The 14,638-nt window shown below is 40.8% G+C and carries 16 protein-coding genes; 8 read left to right on the plus strand and 8 right to left on the minus strand.

Annotation, left to right across the window (positions count from 1 at the left end):
- Positions 1–16: 16 nt before the first annotated feature.
- Positions 17–718: a DsbC family protein gene (locus tag Aru01_RS04350; RefSeq protein ID WP_016654509.1), complete on the minus strand. Its 702-nt coding sequence runs from the start codon at positions 716–718 to the stop codon at positions 17–19.
- 70 nt (positions 719–788) lie between these two features.
- Complete coding sequence (gene dmeF / locus Aru01_RS04355; protein ID WP_016654508.1) at positions 789–1,793, minus strand: CDF family Co(II)/Ni(II) efflux transporter DmeF; 1,005 nt, start codon at positions 1,791–1,793, stop codon at positions 789–791.
- A gap of 91 nt (positions 1,794–1,884) precedes the next feature.
- Here dmeF and Aru01_RS04360 point away from each other — a divergent pair, with 91 nt between their 5' ends.
- The 5 genes from Aru01_RS04360 to Aru01_RS04380 all read left to right on the plus strand — a co-directional run bounded on the left by Aru01_RS04360 (position 1,885) and on the right by Aru01_RS04380 (position 5,479).
- A complete protein-coding gene (locus Aru01_RS04360; protein WP_016654507.1) occupies positions 1,885–2,151 on the plus strand; it encodes a metal/formaldehyde-sensitive transcriptional repressor in 267 nt (88 codons plus the stop codon).
- Between the two features lie 144 nt (positions 2,152–2,295).
- Positions 2,296–3,477: an MFS transporter gene (locus Aru01_RS04365; RefSeq protein WP_016654506.1), complete on the plus strand. Its 1,182-nt coding sequence runs from the start codon at positions 2,296–2,298 to the stop codon at positions 3,475–3,477.
- Between the two features lie 74 nt (positions 3,478–3,551).
- Positions 3,552–4,376, plus strand: a complete 825-nt coding sequence (locus Aru01_RS04370) for an AraC family transcriptional regulator (RefSeq protein WP_040330986.1) — start codon at positions 3,552–3,554, stop codon at positions 4,374–4,376.
- A 105-nt stretch (positions 4,377–4,481) separates the two neighbouring features.
- Entirely contained in the window at positions 4,482–5,162 is a 681-nt protein-coding gene (locus tag Aru01_RS04375; protein ID WP_016654504.1) for an AzlC family ABC transporter permease, read from the plus strand.
- Positions 5,159–5,479, plus strand: coding sequence for an AzlD domain-containing protein (locus Aru01_RS04380; protein WP_016654503.1), 321 nt, complete (start codon positions 5,159–5,161; stop codon positions 5,477–5,479). The genes Aru01_RS04375 and Aru01_RS04380 overlap by 4 nt, the downstream gene beginning before the upstream one ends.
- A gap of 3 nt (positions 5,480–5,482) precedes the next feature.
- Here Aru01_RS04380 and Aru01_RS04385 read toward each other — a convergent pair whose 3' ends face one another.
- Entirely contained in the window at positions 5,483–6,322 is an 840-nt protein-coding gene (locus tag Aru01_RS04385; RefSeq protein WP_016654502.1) for a helix-turn-helix domain-containing protein, read from the minus strand.
- A 198-nt stretch (positions 6,323–6,520) separates the two neighbouring features.
- On the opposite strand from Aru01_RS04385, the gene Aru01_RS04390 reads away from it, so the two are divergent.
- Entirely contained in the window at positions 6,521–7,075 is a 555-nt protein-coding gene (locus Aru01_RS04390) for a GNAT family N-acetyltransferase (protein WP_016654501.1), read from the plus strand.
- Between the two features lie 102 nt (positions 7,076–7,177).
- Here Aru01_RS04390 and mnmE read toward each other — a convergent pair whose 3' ends face one another.
- From mnmE to rpmH, 5 genes are all read right to left on the minus strand, one after another.
- Positions 7,178–8,542, minus strand: coding sequence for a tRNA uridine-5-carboxymethylaminomethyl(34) synthesis GTPase MnmE (gene mnmE / locus Aru01_RS04395; protein WP_016654500.1), 1,365 nt, complete (start codon positions 8,540–8,542; stop codon positions 7,178–7,180).
- Positions 8,543–8,621: 79 nt separating this feature from the next.
- Positions 8,622–10,364: a membrane protein insertase YidC gene (gene yidC / locus Aru01_RS04400; RefSeq protein WP_040330954.1), complete on the minus strand. Its 1,743-nt coding sequence runs from the start codon at positions 10,362–10,364 to the stop codon at positions 8,622–8,624.
- Between the two features lie 5 nt (positions 10,365–10,369).
- Positions 10,370–10,690: a membrane protein insertion efficiency factor YidD gene (gene yidD / locus Aru01_RS04405; protein ID WP_016654498.1), complete on the minus strand. Its 321-nt coding sequence runs from the start codon at positions 10,688–10,690 to the stop codon at positions 10,370–10,372.
- A 9-nt stretch (positions 10,691–10,699) separates the two neighbouring features.
- On the minus strand, positions 10,700–11,092 hold the full coding sequence (gene rnpA, locus Aru01_RS04410; protein ID WP_016654497.1) for a ribonuclease P protein component: 393 nt from the start codon (positions 11,090–11,092) through the stop codon (positions 10,700–10,702).
- Positions 11,093–11,123: 31 nt separating this feature from the next.
- Complete coding sequence (gene rpmH / locus Aru01_RS04415; RefSeq protein WP_000831329.1) at positions 11,124–11,258, minus strand: 50S ribosomal protein L34; 135 nt, start codon at positions 11,256–11,258, stop codon at positions 11,124–11,126.
- A gap of 694 nt (positions 11,259–11,952) precedes the next feature.
- On the opposite strand from rpmH, the gene dnaA reads away from it, so the two are divergent.
- Both dnaA and dnaN read left to right on the plus strand, forming a co-directional pair.
- Positions 11,953–13,347 carry a chromosomal replication initiator protein DnaA gene (gene dnaA, locus Aru01_RS04420; protein WP_016654496.1) on the plus strand — a complete coding sequence of 465 codons (1,395 nt, stop codon included), beginning with the start codon at positions 11,953–11,955 and terminating at the stop codon, positions 13,345–13,347.
- Positions 13,348–13,454: 107 nt separating this feature from the next.
- Positions 13,455–14,603, plus strand: coding sequence for a DNA polymerase III subunit beta (gene dnaN / locus Aru01_RS04425; protein ID WP_016654495.1), 1,149 nt, complete (start codon positions 13,455–13,457; stop codon positions 14,601–14,603).
- The last annotated feature ends 35 nt before the right edge of the window (positions 14,604–14,638 follow it).

The following is a 14,638-nucleotide window of genomic DNA, read 5'->3' on the forward strand; positions in this document are numbered from 1 at the left end:
TTTAAATTTCAATATATTACAAGCCCATTTTTTGCCACAGTTTTTCAATTTCAGCAGCAGGGTAGGCACCCATAACTTTATGACCATTTTCAAAAATAATCGCAGGTGTTCCAAACAAAGCCAACTGCTCACCCAAAGCCAAGTTACGCTCTATGGGGGTACTACAGTTTGCAGCAGCATTCGGCTGTATACCTTTTTGCATTAGATTTGACCAAGCTAAAGCAGGGTTTGCTGAGCACCATACTTGCTTAGATGGAATAATCGACTGCGCTTTAAGTGGATATAAAAAAGTATAAATCGTGACATTATTGAGTTGCTGGAGGTTTGCATCCAAAGTTTTGCAATATGGACAATTCGGATCAGAGAAAACCACCAATTGACGTTGACCATTGCCTTTCACAGTTTTAATTGCATCTTGCAAAGCAAGTTTTTTCATATCAATACGATTATTCTCTAACACCATATCCTTAGTCAGGTTTCGATGATCTTTTAGGCGAATCATCGACCCTACAAACAAATATTGTGCCTGCTCATTGATATACACCACCTGATTATCCATAACTGCACTGTATAAGCCTGACATCTCTGTTGGCTTAATATGGGTCAGTTTAATATTTGGATACTGCTGAGCCAGACGTGTTTTTACAAGCTCCACATTCGCAAAAGCAGATACATTAACACCCAATAACAGTGCAAGTGCCATCATTTTTTTCAGCATAATCTTCACAACTTAGAGATTTGGATCAGATCGGTATTTTAAACGCAATCAACCATCGGTGTATAAGGGATTAACGTTGCAACATGACTTTACTTGATCCACGTGAAACCATTGTGAACTGTGCTGGTGGGTTAATTTCAATAGATAAATGGACCACACGTGAAAAGCCAGCTAAATAAGCACGTAAATCATCAGCATGAACGCGTTGTTTTGTATACTCAACGACCAAAATACAAGCAAATTTATCTTGTGCAACTTTCCATACATGCAAATCAGTCAATTTCAAGGCTGATGGATACAGTTCTATTGCTTGCTTGATATCTAAAACAATCGGTTCATCCATTTCAGCATCAATTAAAGTCTTACCACTTTCTCGAATGAGTCCCCAAGACCATTTTGCAACCAAAACTGCACCAACAATCCCCAAAAGCGCATCTAGAAAAGTCCAACCAAAATATTTTCCAGCGAATAAAGCCAGTATGGCTAGAACAGAAGTTACTGCGTCTGCAACCACATGTAAAAATGCAGCTTTTTGATTTAAATCAGCATGTTGTTGGCCTGATCCATGCTCATGGTGATGGTGATGGTGATGGTGATGGTGATGGTGATGGTGATGGTGAGCATGTTGATCTTTTAGCAACCAAGCACAGATTAAATTCACCAAAAGCCCTGCAATCGCGATCGGAATTGCTTCCTGATAATGAATAGTCACAGGATGAATTAATCGCTCTATCGATTGAAAGATCATCGATGCTGCCACCAATAATAATAAAATTGCACTGCTATATGCCGCAAGAATCTCTATTTTCCATGTACCAAAGTTAAAACGTGGATCATCTGCATAATGCTGTGCAGCGCGATAAGCAACATAAGCCAAACCAAGAGCAAGCATATGTGAACTCATATGCCAACCATCGGCAAGTAAGGCCATCGAATTAAAGACCCAACCGCCCCAGATCTCAAAAAACATCATGCCGCCAGTGAGTAGAGCAGCATATAAAATTTTCTTTTGTGCTAATAAGTTAGCTTGATTAAATTGATGTGAATGTTGACGTGAGACCGGTTGTAGTTGCATGATGAAGAACTCTCAATATACTCCCCCAGAGTATATTATCAAATTCAAAAATATACTATAAGGGGGAGTATTCCATTCGAGGTGGTCATTTATGGGTCATTTACATCAAGATAAGAAAATCTTAAATCGAGTCAAACGCTTACAAGGACAAATGCGTGCTGTTGAAGAGTCTTTACTGCAAGAAGATCACCACTGTATTGACGTTCTACAGCAAGTTGCAGCGATTAAAGGCGCATTGAATGGTCTCATGAATGAACTCATTGAAATGCATCTACAGCATCACGTCATTACCGACCCCAATGCGATTGATCAGCAACAACTAGAAGAGTTTCTTAAACTTTTTAAACGTTACAACTAAATCATCGCCAAGTGTGCTGGGCGAGCACTTTTAACTTGACCCACGTCAGTTTCAATTTTAATCTGATTTGTATCGCATCATATCAATGCTGATCTCATAGATTTATCAGATTGGCGTGTTCCCCACTTTAAAGCACACACATCTATGAAAAATCAATCATGGCGTTCATTTGCTCTGATCAGCCTAGCGCTTTGTATGGGGACAATTGGTACCGCCTTACCCAGTCCGCTATACCCACTCTATCAACAGCTTTGGCAACTGCTTCCAAGCCATATTAGCTATATTTTTATTGCATATATGTTGGGTTGTCTCAGTACTTTATTATTTTTGGGGCGTACCAGTAATAGTATTGGAATTATTCGGACATTACAGGTGGGGCTGTTCTTTACAATTTGCGGTTTAATCGCTTCTGTGCTGGCCAGTAATGCTTACATCTTAGCTTTTGGGCGATTTATTATTGGTATTGCCTCTGGTCTGATCACAACATCTGCCATGCTGGGTTTAATTTATACCATTCCAGACTCATTTAAAGCTCAAGCACCACAGCTCAGTGCCGTTTTAACAGGTGTGGGCTTCGGCCTTGGTCCAATTACAGGCGGTCTGATTGCCCAGTTTTCAGCACACCCTTTGGTTACTCCTTATATCCCAATTATTATCATTGCATGTTTTAGTTTTATCAGTCTGTTTAGCGTCAAACTTCCAAGCATCGAAAAACAAAAATTTTCCATTGCACCTCATGTAGAGCGCCCCGCAGCTCAATACAAAGCCAAATTTTATATTGCCAGTTTTGCGGCTTTTTCGGCCTTTGCAACTTTTAGCTTATTTGCTTCACTCGCTCCATCATTTATCAAAGATATCATTGCTTGGCATGGCCCCTTGGTCAGTGGCTTGACTGTAAGTGGTATTTTACTTGCTTCTGTGTCCGTTCAAATTTTTGCTAAAGGTTTGCATATGCAACGTAGTTTGCAATATGGGCTCATCATGTTATTGCTCAGCTTTGCATTACTGACCCTTTGCTTGACCTTACACTGGAGTTCATTGTTCTTTGTCAGTGTCCTTGCCGCAGGAATGGGACATGGCCTATGCCTCATGGGCGCATTTTCCCTGATCCATCACATGACCGACATTGAAAATCGTGCTGCAGTCGTTGCCACCTATTTATTTATCGCGTATTGGGGAAGTATCCTTCCGATTGCAATGGTCGGATTTTTATCTGATCTTGGTGGTTTTAATTTAGGTGTGCTGAGCTTCTGCGGATTTATGGGTCTACTGTGTATGGCGCTACTCTTACAATTTAGACGTCATTTTGTAACTCCTTCAGCTTAAATATAGCAATTTTGTTCTATACGAGGGTAAAACTGCTTTTAAACTAAACCCAGTTGGAATGGGAGGGCAGTACAATAAAAACTGAATTTGCAGACTATAAACATTTGCAAGAGCTTGGTGGTCTAGAGCTCCTTAAAGCACGTTATCAACACATGCAGTTCTCTAAACATGTGCATGAAGGCTATTGCATTGGCATTATTGAAGAAGGAGCACAAGCCTTCAACCGCAATGGTCAAACCCACGTTGCCCCCAAAGGAGATTTGATCTTAGTCAATGCAGATGAAATCCATACTGGCTCATCTGCTGTTGAGTCAGGGTGGCGTTATCGTGCTATTTACCCCACACCAGAAGTTTTAGCAGAGCTGACACAAGGAATGCACGGCGAACGTGGTGCAGCACCGTGGTTTCCACATGCTGTTGTTCACGATGTAGGTTTGGCCCAGCAGTTTTCGTTACTGCTCAATTTAATAGAACAAGATCATGATCTTTTACTCAAAGAAACACTGTATTTATCAACCTTGGCTTATTTAATCCAACGCCATGCACGACATCCTGGCAGTAGACAGCCCTTACTCGATGCTGAAAAAAATATTCTACTTGCCAAAGATTATATCGCTGCACATTACACTCAGGATTTTTCACTACAAGACTTAGCCACATTAGTGGGCTTAAGCCCTTGGCATTTTTTACGCCAATTTAAAAAATATGTAGGGCTTACTCCGCACAACTGGTTGATTCAAGTGCGCTTACAACATGCCCGAAGCCAACTGAAGTTTGGCGAGCCACTGAGTCATATAGCACATTACTGCGGTTTCTCCGACCAAAGCCACTTTAACCGTCACTTTAAGCGTGCAATGGGTATTACACCAAGCCAGTATCGCAATGGACTACATCTTTAAAATTCAACCACTCTATTTGTTTAACTGTATTTAAGCAAAATCGTACAAGTCAATGGACTCTCATGTTGACCATACTGCATGACTCTTCATTAAATATCATCGCTCATGCAACAGCAGCAATTATTTATGAAAGGCGCAGTTCAAATGTTGCCCCTTTCAATCACCGTGATCCCTTGGGGAGTTTTAGCAGGTTCTATGGCTATACATGCTGGACTGCCTTGGGATAAAGCGCTCGCAATGTCGATCTTGGTCTTTGCAGGAACAGCACAGCTGGTCAGTCTTGGACTCATTATGGCAGGGGCCAGTACCTTAGCTATACTCATCACGGTCTATCTGACCACTACACAGCACCTCATTTACGCCCTAAATTTGCGTCAATCGATTGCAAATCAAGTATGGTATATCCGTTTAGCTCAAGCATTTTTACTTACAGATGAACAATTTGCATTGGCTGCTACCAGTCAACAACGCTCTATAGCCTATCTCTTTGGTGCAGGGCTCTGTTTTTATCTCTTTTGGATCACTTCGAGTGCAATCGGGGTATTGTTCGCTCAAATCATTCCGAACTTTCAGCATTATCGTTTGGATTTTTCGATCGTGGCGATTTTCATTCCAATGATCTTAGCTCTTACCAACAGTCTGGTGACCCTTGTTGCGATCTTTAGCACCATCGTGGCAAGTTTGGTGCTCAAAGCCTTGCACGTTGAATCCAGCTTACTGATTGCAGCAGCTGTTGGCATGCTCAGTGCTGTAGGACTAGAGCACTATCAAGGAGAAAATACATGAGTTGGGCATTAATTCTAGCGATGAGTATCATTGTATTTTGTAACCGATATATCTTTCTTGAACCTCGGATCCGTTTAAAACTACCGCATATACTGCAACGCATGTTGCACTACTCAGCCCCTTGTTTACTGACCGCGATGTGTATCCCTGTGATTTTTTACGATGCACAGCAGTTTAGACCAATCCTCACTAATGCCTATCTCTACGCAGCACTGGCCACCTGCGCTATTTACCTCATGACCAAGCATTTACTGACCAGTGCGATCTTGGGATTTATTAGTTTTTATTTACTTTATTATGGGGTCTTTACTGCCTAAAAGTCAGGACCCGCATTGCTTACGATATTGACTTAAAGACAAACCTGTCTGACGTTTAAAAAAACGATTTAAATAAGATGGATCAACAAAATTCATCTGATCAGCAATACTCTCGATACTTTGTTCAGTGGTACTGAGCAGCGCCTTGATTTCTAAAATCACCTGACGGTAAATCAAATCCTTAGGCGAATCATTAAAGATGGTTTTGCAGATTTGTGAAAGATAAAACGGTGTAATCGCCAACTGCTCCGCATAATAACTGACACTACGTTGCTGTTTACTCTGTTGTTGTAAGAGTTTCCAAAAACGCCAACAAAGCTGTTCCTGGCGACTAAACTGTTGGGCCTTACGTTGCAAGGCTGTAGGCATATGCGCTGTAATTTGTAGAAAAAAATTCTGTAAGTGATTTTTTAACATCAACATACGATATGCATGAGCTTCTTGATCAATAAGATTGCATTGCTGTAACCATAAATCCAACCACACATAATGATCTTGATCGATACGTAACCGTGGTACATCTCGTAAAAACGCAAACAATTGATGGGGTAACTGAAAAGCAATATCAGCCGCCAAACTACGATCAATAAGACAATATGTAACTTTGAACTGTCTAGACTTCTTTAAAACCAAAGCAAATGAATCATCTGATAACACCACCACATCATGTGCTTTCACTGTGTATGTTTGCATATTGATATTGATCAAGGCACTCCCCTGATGACAAATCAAAATCACCAAATAACTAAGAGGCAATGGATAACCTAGACTCTCCTGAAAATCACTTTGCCCTAAGACGATTGCAGTATGGTCTTGAGACATCTGCTGCAAGGTGGCCCGCATATTACTTTCCATATTGACGGATTATTCCCTATTTAGGTCAAAATAAATATTAATTTCTTTTAATAATTACCGATTATACCGAGTTTTTGCTCTCACTCCAGTACAAAAGGTGACCCTAAAATACACACATTCCCCACAACAATGTCGTGATCCATATTTGAGTGGATCTTCATCATCATTTTAATGAGAGCAAAACTTATGTCACAGACATTAACCACAGAACGTCTTGTTTTACGCCCTTGGCAACTCACAGACGCTGAAGATTTATATTTATATGCCAAAGACCCACGAGTTGGCCCTATCGCAGGTTGGCCAGTACATCAAAGCGTAGAAGAAAGTGCTGAAATCATCAAAAATGTATTTCAACAAGACCACGTCTTTGCTGTTGAACTTAAAGAAACCGGACAAGTCGTTGGTTGTATTGGCTTATTGATCGGTGAAAAAAGTAATTTTGACCTACCAGAACATGAAGGTGAGCTTGCTTACTGGATTGGAGTACCGCACTGGGGTAAAGGACTTATCCCTGAGGCAATTCGTGAAGTTATGCGTTACGCATTTGAAAACGCAAAAATGACCATGCTCTGGTGTGGCTATTTTGATGGCAATTCACAATCAAAAGTCGCTCAAGAAAAATGCGGTTTCCGCTATGACCACAGTACTGAATTACAGTACATCGAACTCGTCGATGAACACCGTATCGAGCACCTCAGTTGTATCGATCAAGCCACTTGGCAAGCCCAATACACGGTTTGAGCTTAGTGTACAAAGAGCTTTAGTGAAAAACTAAAGCTCTCATCAATATTAAGCTTTCTTCAGTAGATGAAGAGGAGGGGTGAATTGATTGGATGAGTTACATCACTTTCCAATACAGAACGAACCAAAGATCTTACCCAGCAAATCATCTGCACTAAAATCACCTGTGATCTCACCTAAGGCATTTTGTGCCAAACGCAATGACTCAGCCACCAACTCACCTGCATGAAACACAGTGAGCTGCTCGTGTGCCTCAGCCAAGTAATGCTGAGTGCGCTTCATTGCATCCAGATGGCGTGTTCGCGCGATAAAGGTGTCTTCCTCAGGCTGGAAGCCTGCATGCGCTGTAATCGCCTCTATGAGCGTTTCAATACCCTGTTGCTGACGAGCCGAAACTTGACTGTGCCTAAAGCCCTGATAGTCCCTAAGCCCAGCTGCATGCCCACTTAAATCACATTTATTACCAATTAAAATTAACCGTTTAGCATCAATATGCTCAGCAAAATAACGCTGTGCCAAAGTCAAAGGATCTTCACCTTGACTCAAGTCGTAGACCAAGAGCAGCAGATCAGCTTGTTCAATTTCTTTAATTGCGCGGCGAATACCTTCTCGTTCAACCACATCGCCAGTTTCACGTAGGCCTGCCGTATCGGTCAGAGTCATCGGCATACCATTTAAACTGATTTTTTCATGGAGGACATCACGTGTCGTTCCTGCAATATCTGTCACAATGGCACGTTCCACACCTGCCAAGGCATTTAATAAACTTGATTTACCTGCATTGGGTTTACCTGCGATCACGACCTGTAAACCCTCACGCAATAGCTGGCCTTGTCGTGCTGAAGTTTGTACTTGTGTGACTGATTGCTGTACTTCTTCAAGTAAAGCTAAAATTTTACCATCTGCAAGAAAATCGATTTCTTCTTCTGGAAAATCAATCGCAGCTTCTACATGTAAACGCAAATGAATCAGCCTTTCCAAGACCTGATTGACCTTATGAGAAAAAGCACCTTGAAGGGAGCGTACTGCAGATCGTGCAGCAGCTTGTGAGCTGGCATCGATTAAGTCGGCAATCGCTTCTGCCTGCACCAAATCCATTTTTCCATTCTCAAAAGCACGCATCGAAAACTCACCGGCTTTTGCAGCCGTAGCACCGAGTTCCAGCAGACGAGCTAAAATTGCATTTTGAATCACAGGGCCACCATGGCCTTGGATTTCGACAACATCTTCACCTGTAAAGGAGTTGGGATTTGGAAAACAAATTAATAAGCCTTCATCCATCACCTGATGTTCAGCATCATAGAACTGTCGAAACCCAGCCATGCGTGCTTTGGGTAAAGCTTTCTCACTCAACGCTTCTGCGATTGCATACGCTTTACTTCCAGACAGACGAATTACACCCACCCCACCACGGCCAGGAGGAGTCGCAATCGCAGCGATAGTGGTTTGGGGCGCAAAAGTGCTCATGATCATCTCAAAGTTTAAATAAAAAAAATCCGCCTAAGATTACCATCTTAAGCGGATTTATTCAGCTATTCAGTCTGGACTAATTGGCTGATGTTGTCTCTTTTTTCAAACGGTCACGCTCAACGCTTTTGTTAATAAAGCCTTGTTGTAAAATCGTGATCGAGTTGTTGACGATCCAGTATAAAACCAAGCCAGCAGGGAAGAACAGCATAAATACTGTAAACATAATTGGCATGATTTTGAATACTTTAGCTTGCATTGGATCAGCAGGTTGTGGGTTCAACATCTGTTGAACAAACATCGTCACACCCATGAGTAATGGCAAGATAAACCAAGGATCCATCGCCGACAAGTCTTGAATCCATAGCATCCATGGTGCATGGCGTAATTCCACACTTTCCATCAATACCCAATACAATGCTAAGAAAATCGGCATTTGTAGCAATAATGGCAAGCAACCAGAAAGTGGATTAACTTGTTCACGCTTGTAAAGTGCCATCATTTCTTGAGAGAAGCGCATACGGTCTTCACCGAACTCTTCTTTCATACGTTGCATCTCTGGTGCAATCACGCGCATTTTCGCCATAGAGCGATAGCTTTTCGATGACAACGGCCACAAGATCAATTTAACCAAGATCGTCAATAAAATAATTGACCAGCCCCAGTTGCCCACGATGTTATGGAAGAATTGCAAGCCCATAAACAAAAGCTTCGCAATTGGCCATAACCAACCATAGTCAACAGTTTGGTTTAAACCATCAGCTAGATCTTTTAATTCTGATTGAACTTTAGGACCTGAATAGAATGTCGCATCAACAGTAATCGCTTTACCCGACGGCACATTGATTGTTGGTGAAGTGAAACCAATAATATTCATGCCATCTGCAGACTTACGTGATTCCAATTTGACTGGTTTATTACCAAAATCACCAGGAATCCAAGCACTTACAAAATAGTGTTGAACTACAGCAACCCAACCCTTTTGCGTTTCTACATTGAGCTTTTCTTCATTGAAGTTATCAAACTTCAATTTATTGTAATGCTCATCAGGTGTTCCCCACGCGCCGCCCAAGAAAGTGCCTAGCGTAAAGATACCTTGATCCGACTTACCTGGGTCTTCAGAGTTGTCACGTTTGATTTGACCAAACATTTGACCCTGCCAAGGTTGAGTACTACGGTTAACAACCTGATAACTTACATTAATAGGGTAAGTACCTGGAGTGAACTTGTAGCTTTTAATAATTTCAACACCATCAGCAGTCTTGTAGACCATTGGTACTGTTAAAACTTTAATGTCTTTACCATCTTTATCTTTTTGAACTTTTACATCAGCAAGACTAAAGTTGGTTTTTTCAACCTCAAAATTCGGACGACCAGCACGACTACCATCTGGTCCATTTAAACCAATTAAGCCAGATTGTGCGACGTAAGTACGTTGTGGATCACTTTCAAGCATTACAAAAGGCAGTTCACTGTCTTTATTTTTGTCATGCGTTAATAATTCAATGCGTACAATATCACCACCTTTAGGATTGATCCAAAGGTGATAAAGGTCAGTCTCTACCGAGATGAGCTGTTGAGTGACTGCAGCAGGTGCAGCTGTGTTTGGTTGCGCAGCTATATTTGCTTGAGGGATATCGCTATTCGCAGCAGTTGATTGCGCGTTTGGCAGATCGGCAGATACATCATGAGCAACAACAGCAGCTGGCGTTTCAACTTTCTTGTTACTATCATGACCATAATCTTTTTGCCAAGCCAATATGAGCAAATATGCGGTGACTAGCATGGCCCCGAGGATCGCAAACCTGGCCCATTGTTGCATGTTCATTACCCCAAATGGTTAGAGTGATTTTGGTTCGAAAAACGTTCACGCAAGGGTACAGTAACATGAAGCGTTTGAGAATCTATTTGCTTAAATGAAATAAAACGAATTGCTTTTTGAGGCACTGGATCATAACCAGATCCCCCCCAAGGATGACAACGACATAGGCGCTTAGCAGCGAGCCAACTTCCCTTAGCAGCCCCATGGATCTGGATTGCTTCTAATGAATATTGAGAACAGGTCGGGATATAACGACAACGTGGTCCTAATTGTGGACTAATCACGATTTGATAAAAGCGAATGAGCCAATGCAAAATGCGAACCATTGGTCAACCCTAATTGTTGGGTAAAGAAGTAGCTATATTATGGTGCTTTTTAGCAAGACGCTGTAATTTCAACCATGCCATTTGTAACTGCTGATGTAACTCAGCATTGGAAATAGTCTCTATTCCCACTTTAGGCATGACTACAATATCTAGCATATCAATATGTTGTTGATTCAAGCGAAAACTTTCACGAGCCAGACGTTTTATTCGATTTCTTTCATGCGCACGGCGCACTTTTTTCTTAGCAACAACTAAACCCAAACGGCTGTTTGGTTGTTTATTGATCGTTGCAAGAAATAAAAAATGGGGTTGATGCACTTTTAAAAGCGCACCATCAAATACACCTTTGAAGTCAGCAGCACAGCGCAAACGACGCTCTGTACCGAAACTATAAAGTGGCATAACACCCAAGACGCTAAACCTAACTGTTTAATTAAACAGTTAAGCTATGACGACCTTTTGCACGACGGCGAGCTAAAACTTGACGACCTGCTTTAGTAGCCATACGAGCACGAAAACCATGAACACGCTTACGCTTTAATTCAGACGGTTGAAATGTACGTTTCATATCGAAACTCCCAAATGATCAATTCTATAAAGGTTCGCGAGTTTATTGCGCATTGTTTGTTCTGTCAACCCAAAATGCTTTTAAACCACCAATAAATGCTTTTTTATCGATATTTTTAAAAAATTACTCAGATTGGAATCTATCAACAGAAAAAAAGAAAATTTTAGCTTTAAACAACTATACACACACTAAGCAATTGTTTTATAGTGCAAAGCCAACTTACCCCCAAGGTTATCAATAGAGTTATGCACAGGGGTTGGTGTTAAACCTGAAATATTTTTAGTTTTTTTGAATTCATTTTGAATTTAAAGTTTGTGCTTAAGTTATCCACAGATCGAGCTTCTCTTATAAATAAATTCAAATTTATAAATTTAAGATTATTATTATTAGGGCACGGTTTTTCTGTGGAAATCGAGTTTTTTTAATTTATTATCAATATCTTATCCTGTTGATATCTGTGTTATCTTTAATTTGACAAATTGTGGATAACTTGGTGGTATATTTTATCCACAGGGTTTAACTTCAGTTATCCATAAATGAATTTAAATTCAGAATATTGGTGCGTAGGCATATTTTTTGACCGAAATGGTCTGAATTGACCATGACTTCTGTTGATAACTTGGTTAGAATGGCGACCCCCTATGTGCTGGGGTGTTCTTTTTAAATTTAAAATAGTCATAGATAGGGGGCTCACATGCTTTGGACTGATTGCTTAACTCGCTTGCGACAAGAGCTCTCTGATAATGTCTATGCAATGTGGATTCGACCTCTTGTGGCTGAAGAGATCGATAATACCTTGAAGTTATATGCGCCCAATCCATATTGGACTCGCTATATTCAAGAGCATCATCTAGAGTTAATTTCTATTTTGGCTGAACAACTTTCTGAGGGAAGAGTCAAAAAAGTCGAAATCATGGTCGACTCAAGACCAGGTGCAATTTTGTCTGCAGCAGAACAACCTGCAACGACTACATCTGCGCTGAGTTCAACACCAGCAAATATAGCGCCACCCAAAGCAAGAAAAGAAAGCAAAGATGTTGAGAGTGTGGCGACTAAGAATTCAAAAAAACGTCAGTTAAACCCACTTTTTACATTTGCATTATTTGTGGAAGGTCGTTCGAACCAAATGGCGGCGGAGACTTCACGTAAAGTTTTGACCCAATTGGGTGAACCACAACATAATCCATTATTTTTATATGGGCCAACAGGTCTAGGTAAAACTCACTTAATGCAAGCTGTCGGCAATGCTTTATTACAAGCTAAGCCAAATGCTCGCGTTATGTATATGACTGCTGAAAGTTTTGTACAAGACTTTGTGAGCTCCTTACAAAAAGGAAAAGTGGAAGAGTTTAAGAAAAATTGTCGTTCATTAGATCTATTACTTGTGGATGATATTCATTTACTGGCGGGTAAAGAAGCAAGCTTGGTTGAGTTCTTCTATACTTTTAACGCCTTATTGGATGAATCTAAACAGATTATTTTGACATCTGATCGTTACCCTAAAGAGTTAACTGAGCTAGACCCACGTTTGGTTTCACGTTTTTCTTGGGGACTTTCTGTGGGTGTTGAACCACCAGATTTAGAAACGCGTATCGAAATTTTATTGAAAAAAGCTGAAAGTAATCAGATCGATTTACCACGTAATTGTGCTTTGTTTATTGCACAACAAGTTGTTGCAAACGTACGAGAATTGGAAGGCGCACTCAACAAAGTGGTTGCGATTTCCCGTTTTAAAGGCGCTGCAATTGATTTGGACGTGGTTCGTGAGTCGCTTAAAGATGTTTTGGCTATTCGAGCACGCACAATCAGTACAGAAAACATCCAGCGCGTAGTAAGTGAATACTTTAGAATTCCATTAAAAGAGTTAGTAGGCCCTAAACGTACCCGAATTTATGCTCGTCCAAGACAAATGGCTATGGGGCTGTCACGTGAACTCACAGGTGATAGCTTTCCTGAAATCGGTATGGCTTTTGGCGGGCGAGATCACAGTACAGTCATGCATGCCTGTGATAAAGTTCAAAGTTTGTGCGAAGAAGATCCGATTTTTAATGAGGATTATAAGAACTTGATGCGCTTGCTACAAAGTTAACAATTGAAATATCTCAAGTGTTGCAATGCAGTATAATCTACAGCATAGTACACAGCTAAAAACTAAATTTAATCAAATCAGTCTCTCAGATTTTAAGGAATTGCACCGTGCGTTTGAAAATAGCGAAAGAAAACCTACTCAATGTTTTGTCACTTGTGGCTGGAGCAGTAGAACGTCGCCATACTTTAAACATTCTTTCAAACGTGAAGATTCAGACTACGGCTCAGAGCTTGACCATTACGGGTTCTGATTCAGAAGTTGAGCTCGTTGCAAGTACTACATTGGCAGAAGGGGCGTGTTTGGCTGCAGGCGAAAGCACTGTTCCAGCCCGTAAGTTAATGGATATTTGTAAGTCTTTACCTTCAGCAGCTTTGATCGATTTACAGATCACTGAAGATCAACGTTGCATTTTAAAGTCTGGTAACAGTCGTTTTGTACTTGGAACATTACCTGCAGAGGATTATCCATTACTCAGTAATGAAAATCATCAGGGTACTCAAGTTCAAGTGACTGAACGTGAGCTCAAGCGTTTATTTGAAAAAACAGCTTTTGCTATGGCTGTACAAGATGTTCGTTTTTACCTCACTGGAACTCTGTTAGAAGTTGAAGAAAATCAACTACGTGCAGTAACAACAGATGGTCACCGTCTTGCTTTATGTGAAACACAAACGCACTCAACAACTGCACAGTCGACTCAAGCGATTGTTCCACGTAAAGCTGTTGCTGAATTACAGCGTTTATTGAGTGTTGAAGATCATCAGTTGAGCTTAATGATTGGTCGTGAGTTGCTCAATGTGACGATTAGCACGCCACGCCGTGATAAAGATGCACAAGAGATTACAGTAAGATTTACCACCAAGTTAATCGATGGAAAATTCCCAGATTATCGCCGTGTTATTCCACGTGGCGGTGACAAAGTTGCCTTGGTTCAGCATGATGTATTTAAACAATCGCTACAACGTGTTGCTATTTTAAGTAATGAGAAGTTACGTGGTGTATTTTTAAACTTTGATGCAGATTCACTACAGTTACGTGCCAATAACCCAGAACAAGACGAAGCAATTGAAGATCTCGCGATTCAATTTGCGCATTCATCTTTGGAAATGTCATTTAACGCACAATATGTTTTAGATGTACTCAATGTGCTGGATGGTGATGATGTTTCTATGACAATGACAGAGGCGAATCAATCCGTATTGGTTCAAGATCCTTCACAACAAAACCAAGTTTATGTTGTGATGCCAATGCGTGTCTAATTCATTTTTTCTCCTTTTGAATGATAAGCGCTCCA

This window comes from Acinetobacter rudis, from assembly GCF_000829675.1.
In the GTDB taxonomy this organism is placed as follows: Bacteria; Pseudomonadota; Gammaproteobacteria; order Pseudomonadales; family Moraxellaceae; genus Acinetobacter; species Acinetobacter rudis.

Bases quoted from the DNA above. Each gene is read 5' to 3' on its own strand.
- Aru01_RS04350 (WP_016654509.1), bottom strand. From the start codon at position 718: ATGCTGAAAAAAATGATGGCACTTGCACTGTTATTGGGTGTTAATGTA.
- dmeF (WP_016654508.1), bottom strand. From the start codon at position 1,793: ATGCAACTACAACCGGTCTCACGTCAACATTCACATCAATTTAATCAA.
- Aru01_RS04360 (WP_016654507.1), top strand. From the start codon at position 1,885: ATGGGTCATTTACATCAAGATAAGAAAATCTTAAATCGAGTCAAACGC.
- Aru01_RS04365 (WP_016654506.1), top strand. From the start codon at position 2,296: ATGAAAAATCAATCATGGCGTTCATTTGCTCTGATCAGCCTAGCGCTT.
- Aru01_RS04375 (WP_016654504.1), top strand. From the start codon at position 4,482: ATGCAACAGCAGCAATTATTTATGAAAGGCGCAGTTCAAATGTTGCCC.
- Aru01_RS04380 (WP_016654503.1), top strand. From the start codon at position 5,159: ATGAGTTGGGCATTAATTCTAGCGATGAGTATCATTGTATTTTGTAAC.
- Aru01_RS04385 (WP_016654502.1), bottom strand. From the start codon at position 6,322: ATGCGGGCCACCTTGCAGCAGATGTCTCAAGACCATACTGCAATCGTC.
- Aru01_RS04390 (WP_016654501.1), top strand. From the start codon at position 6,521: ATGTCACAGACATTAACCACAGAACGTCTTGTTTTACGCCCTTGGCAA.
- mnmE (WP_016654500.1), bottom strand. From the start codon at position 8,542: ATGAGCACTTTTGCGCCCCAAACCACTATCGCTGCGATTGCGACTCCT.
- yidC (WP_040330954.1), bottom strand. From the start codon at position 10,364: ATGCAACAATGGGCCAGGTTTGCGATCCTCGGGGCCATGCTAGTCACC.
- yidD (WP_016654498.1), bottom strand. From the start codon at position 10,690: ATGGTTCGCATTTTGCATTGGCTCATTCGCTTTTATCAAATCGTGATT.
- rnpA (WP_016654497.1), bottom strand. From the start codon at position 11,092: ATGCCACTTTATAGTTTCGGTACAGAGCGTCGTTTGCGCTGTGCTGCT.
- rpmH (WP_000831329.1), bottom strand. From the start codon at position 11,258: ATGAAACGTACATTTCAACCGTCTGAATTAAAGCGTAAGCGTGTTCAT.
- dnaA (WP_016654496.1), top strand. From the start codon at position 11,953: ATGCTTTGGACTGATTGCTTAACTCGCTTGCGACAAGAGCTCTCTGAT.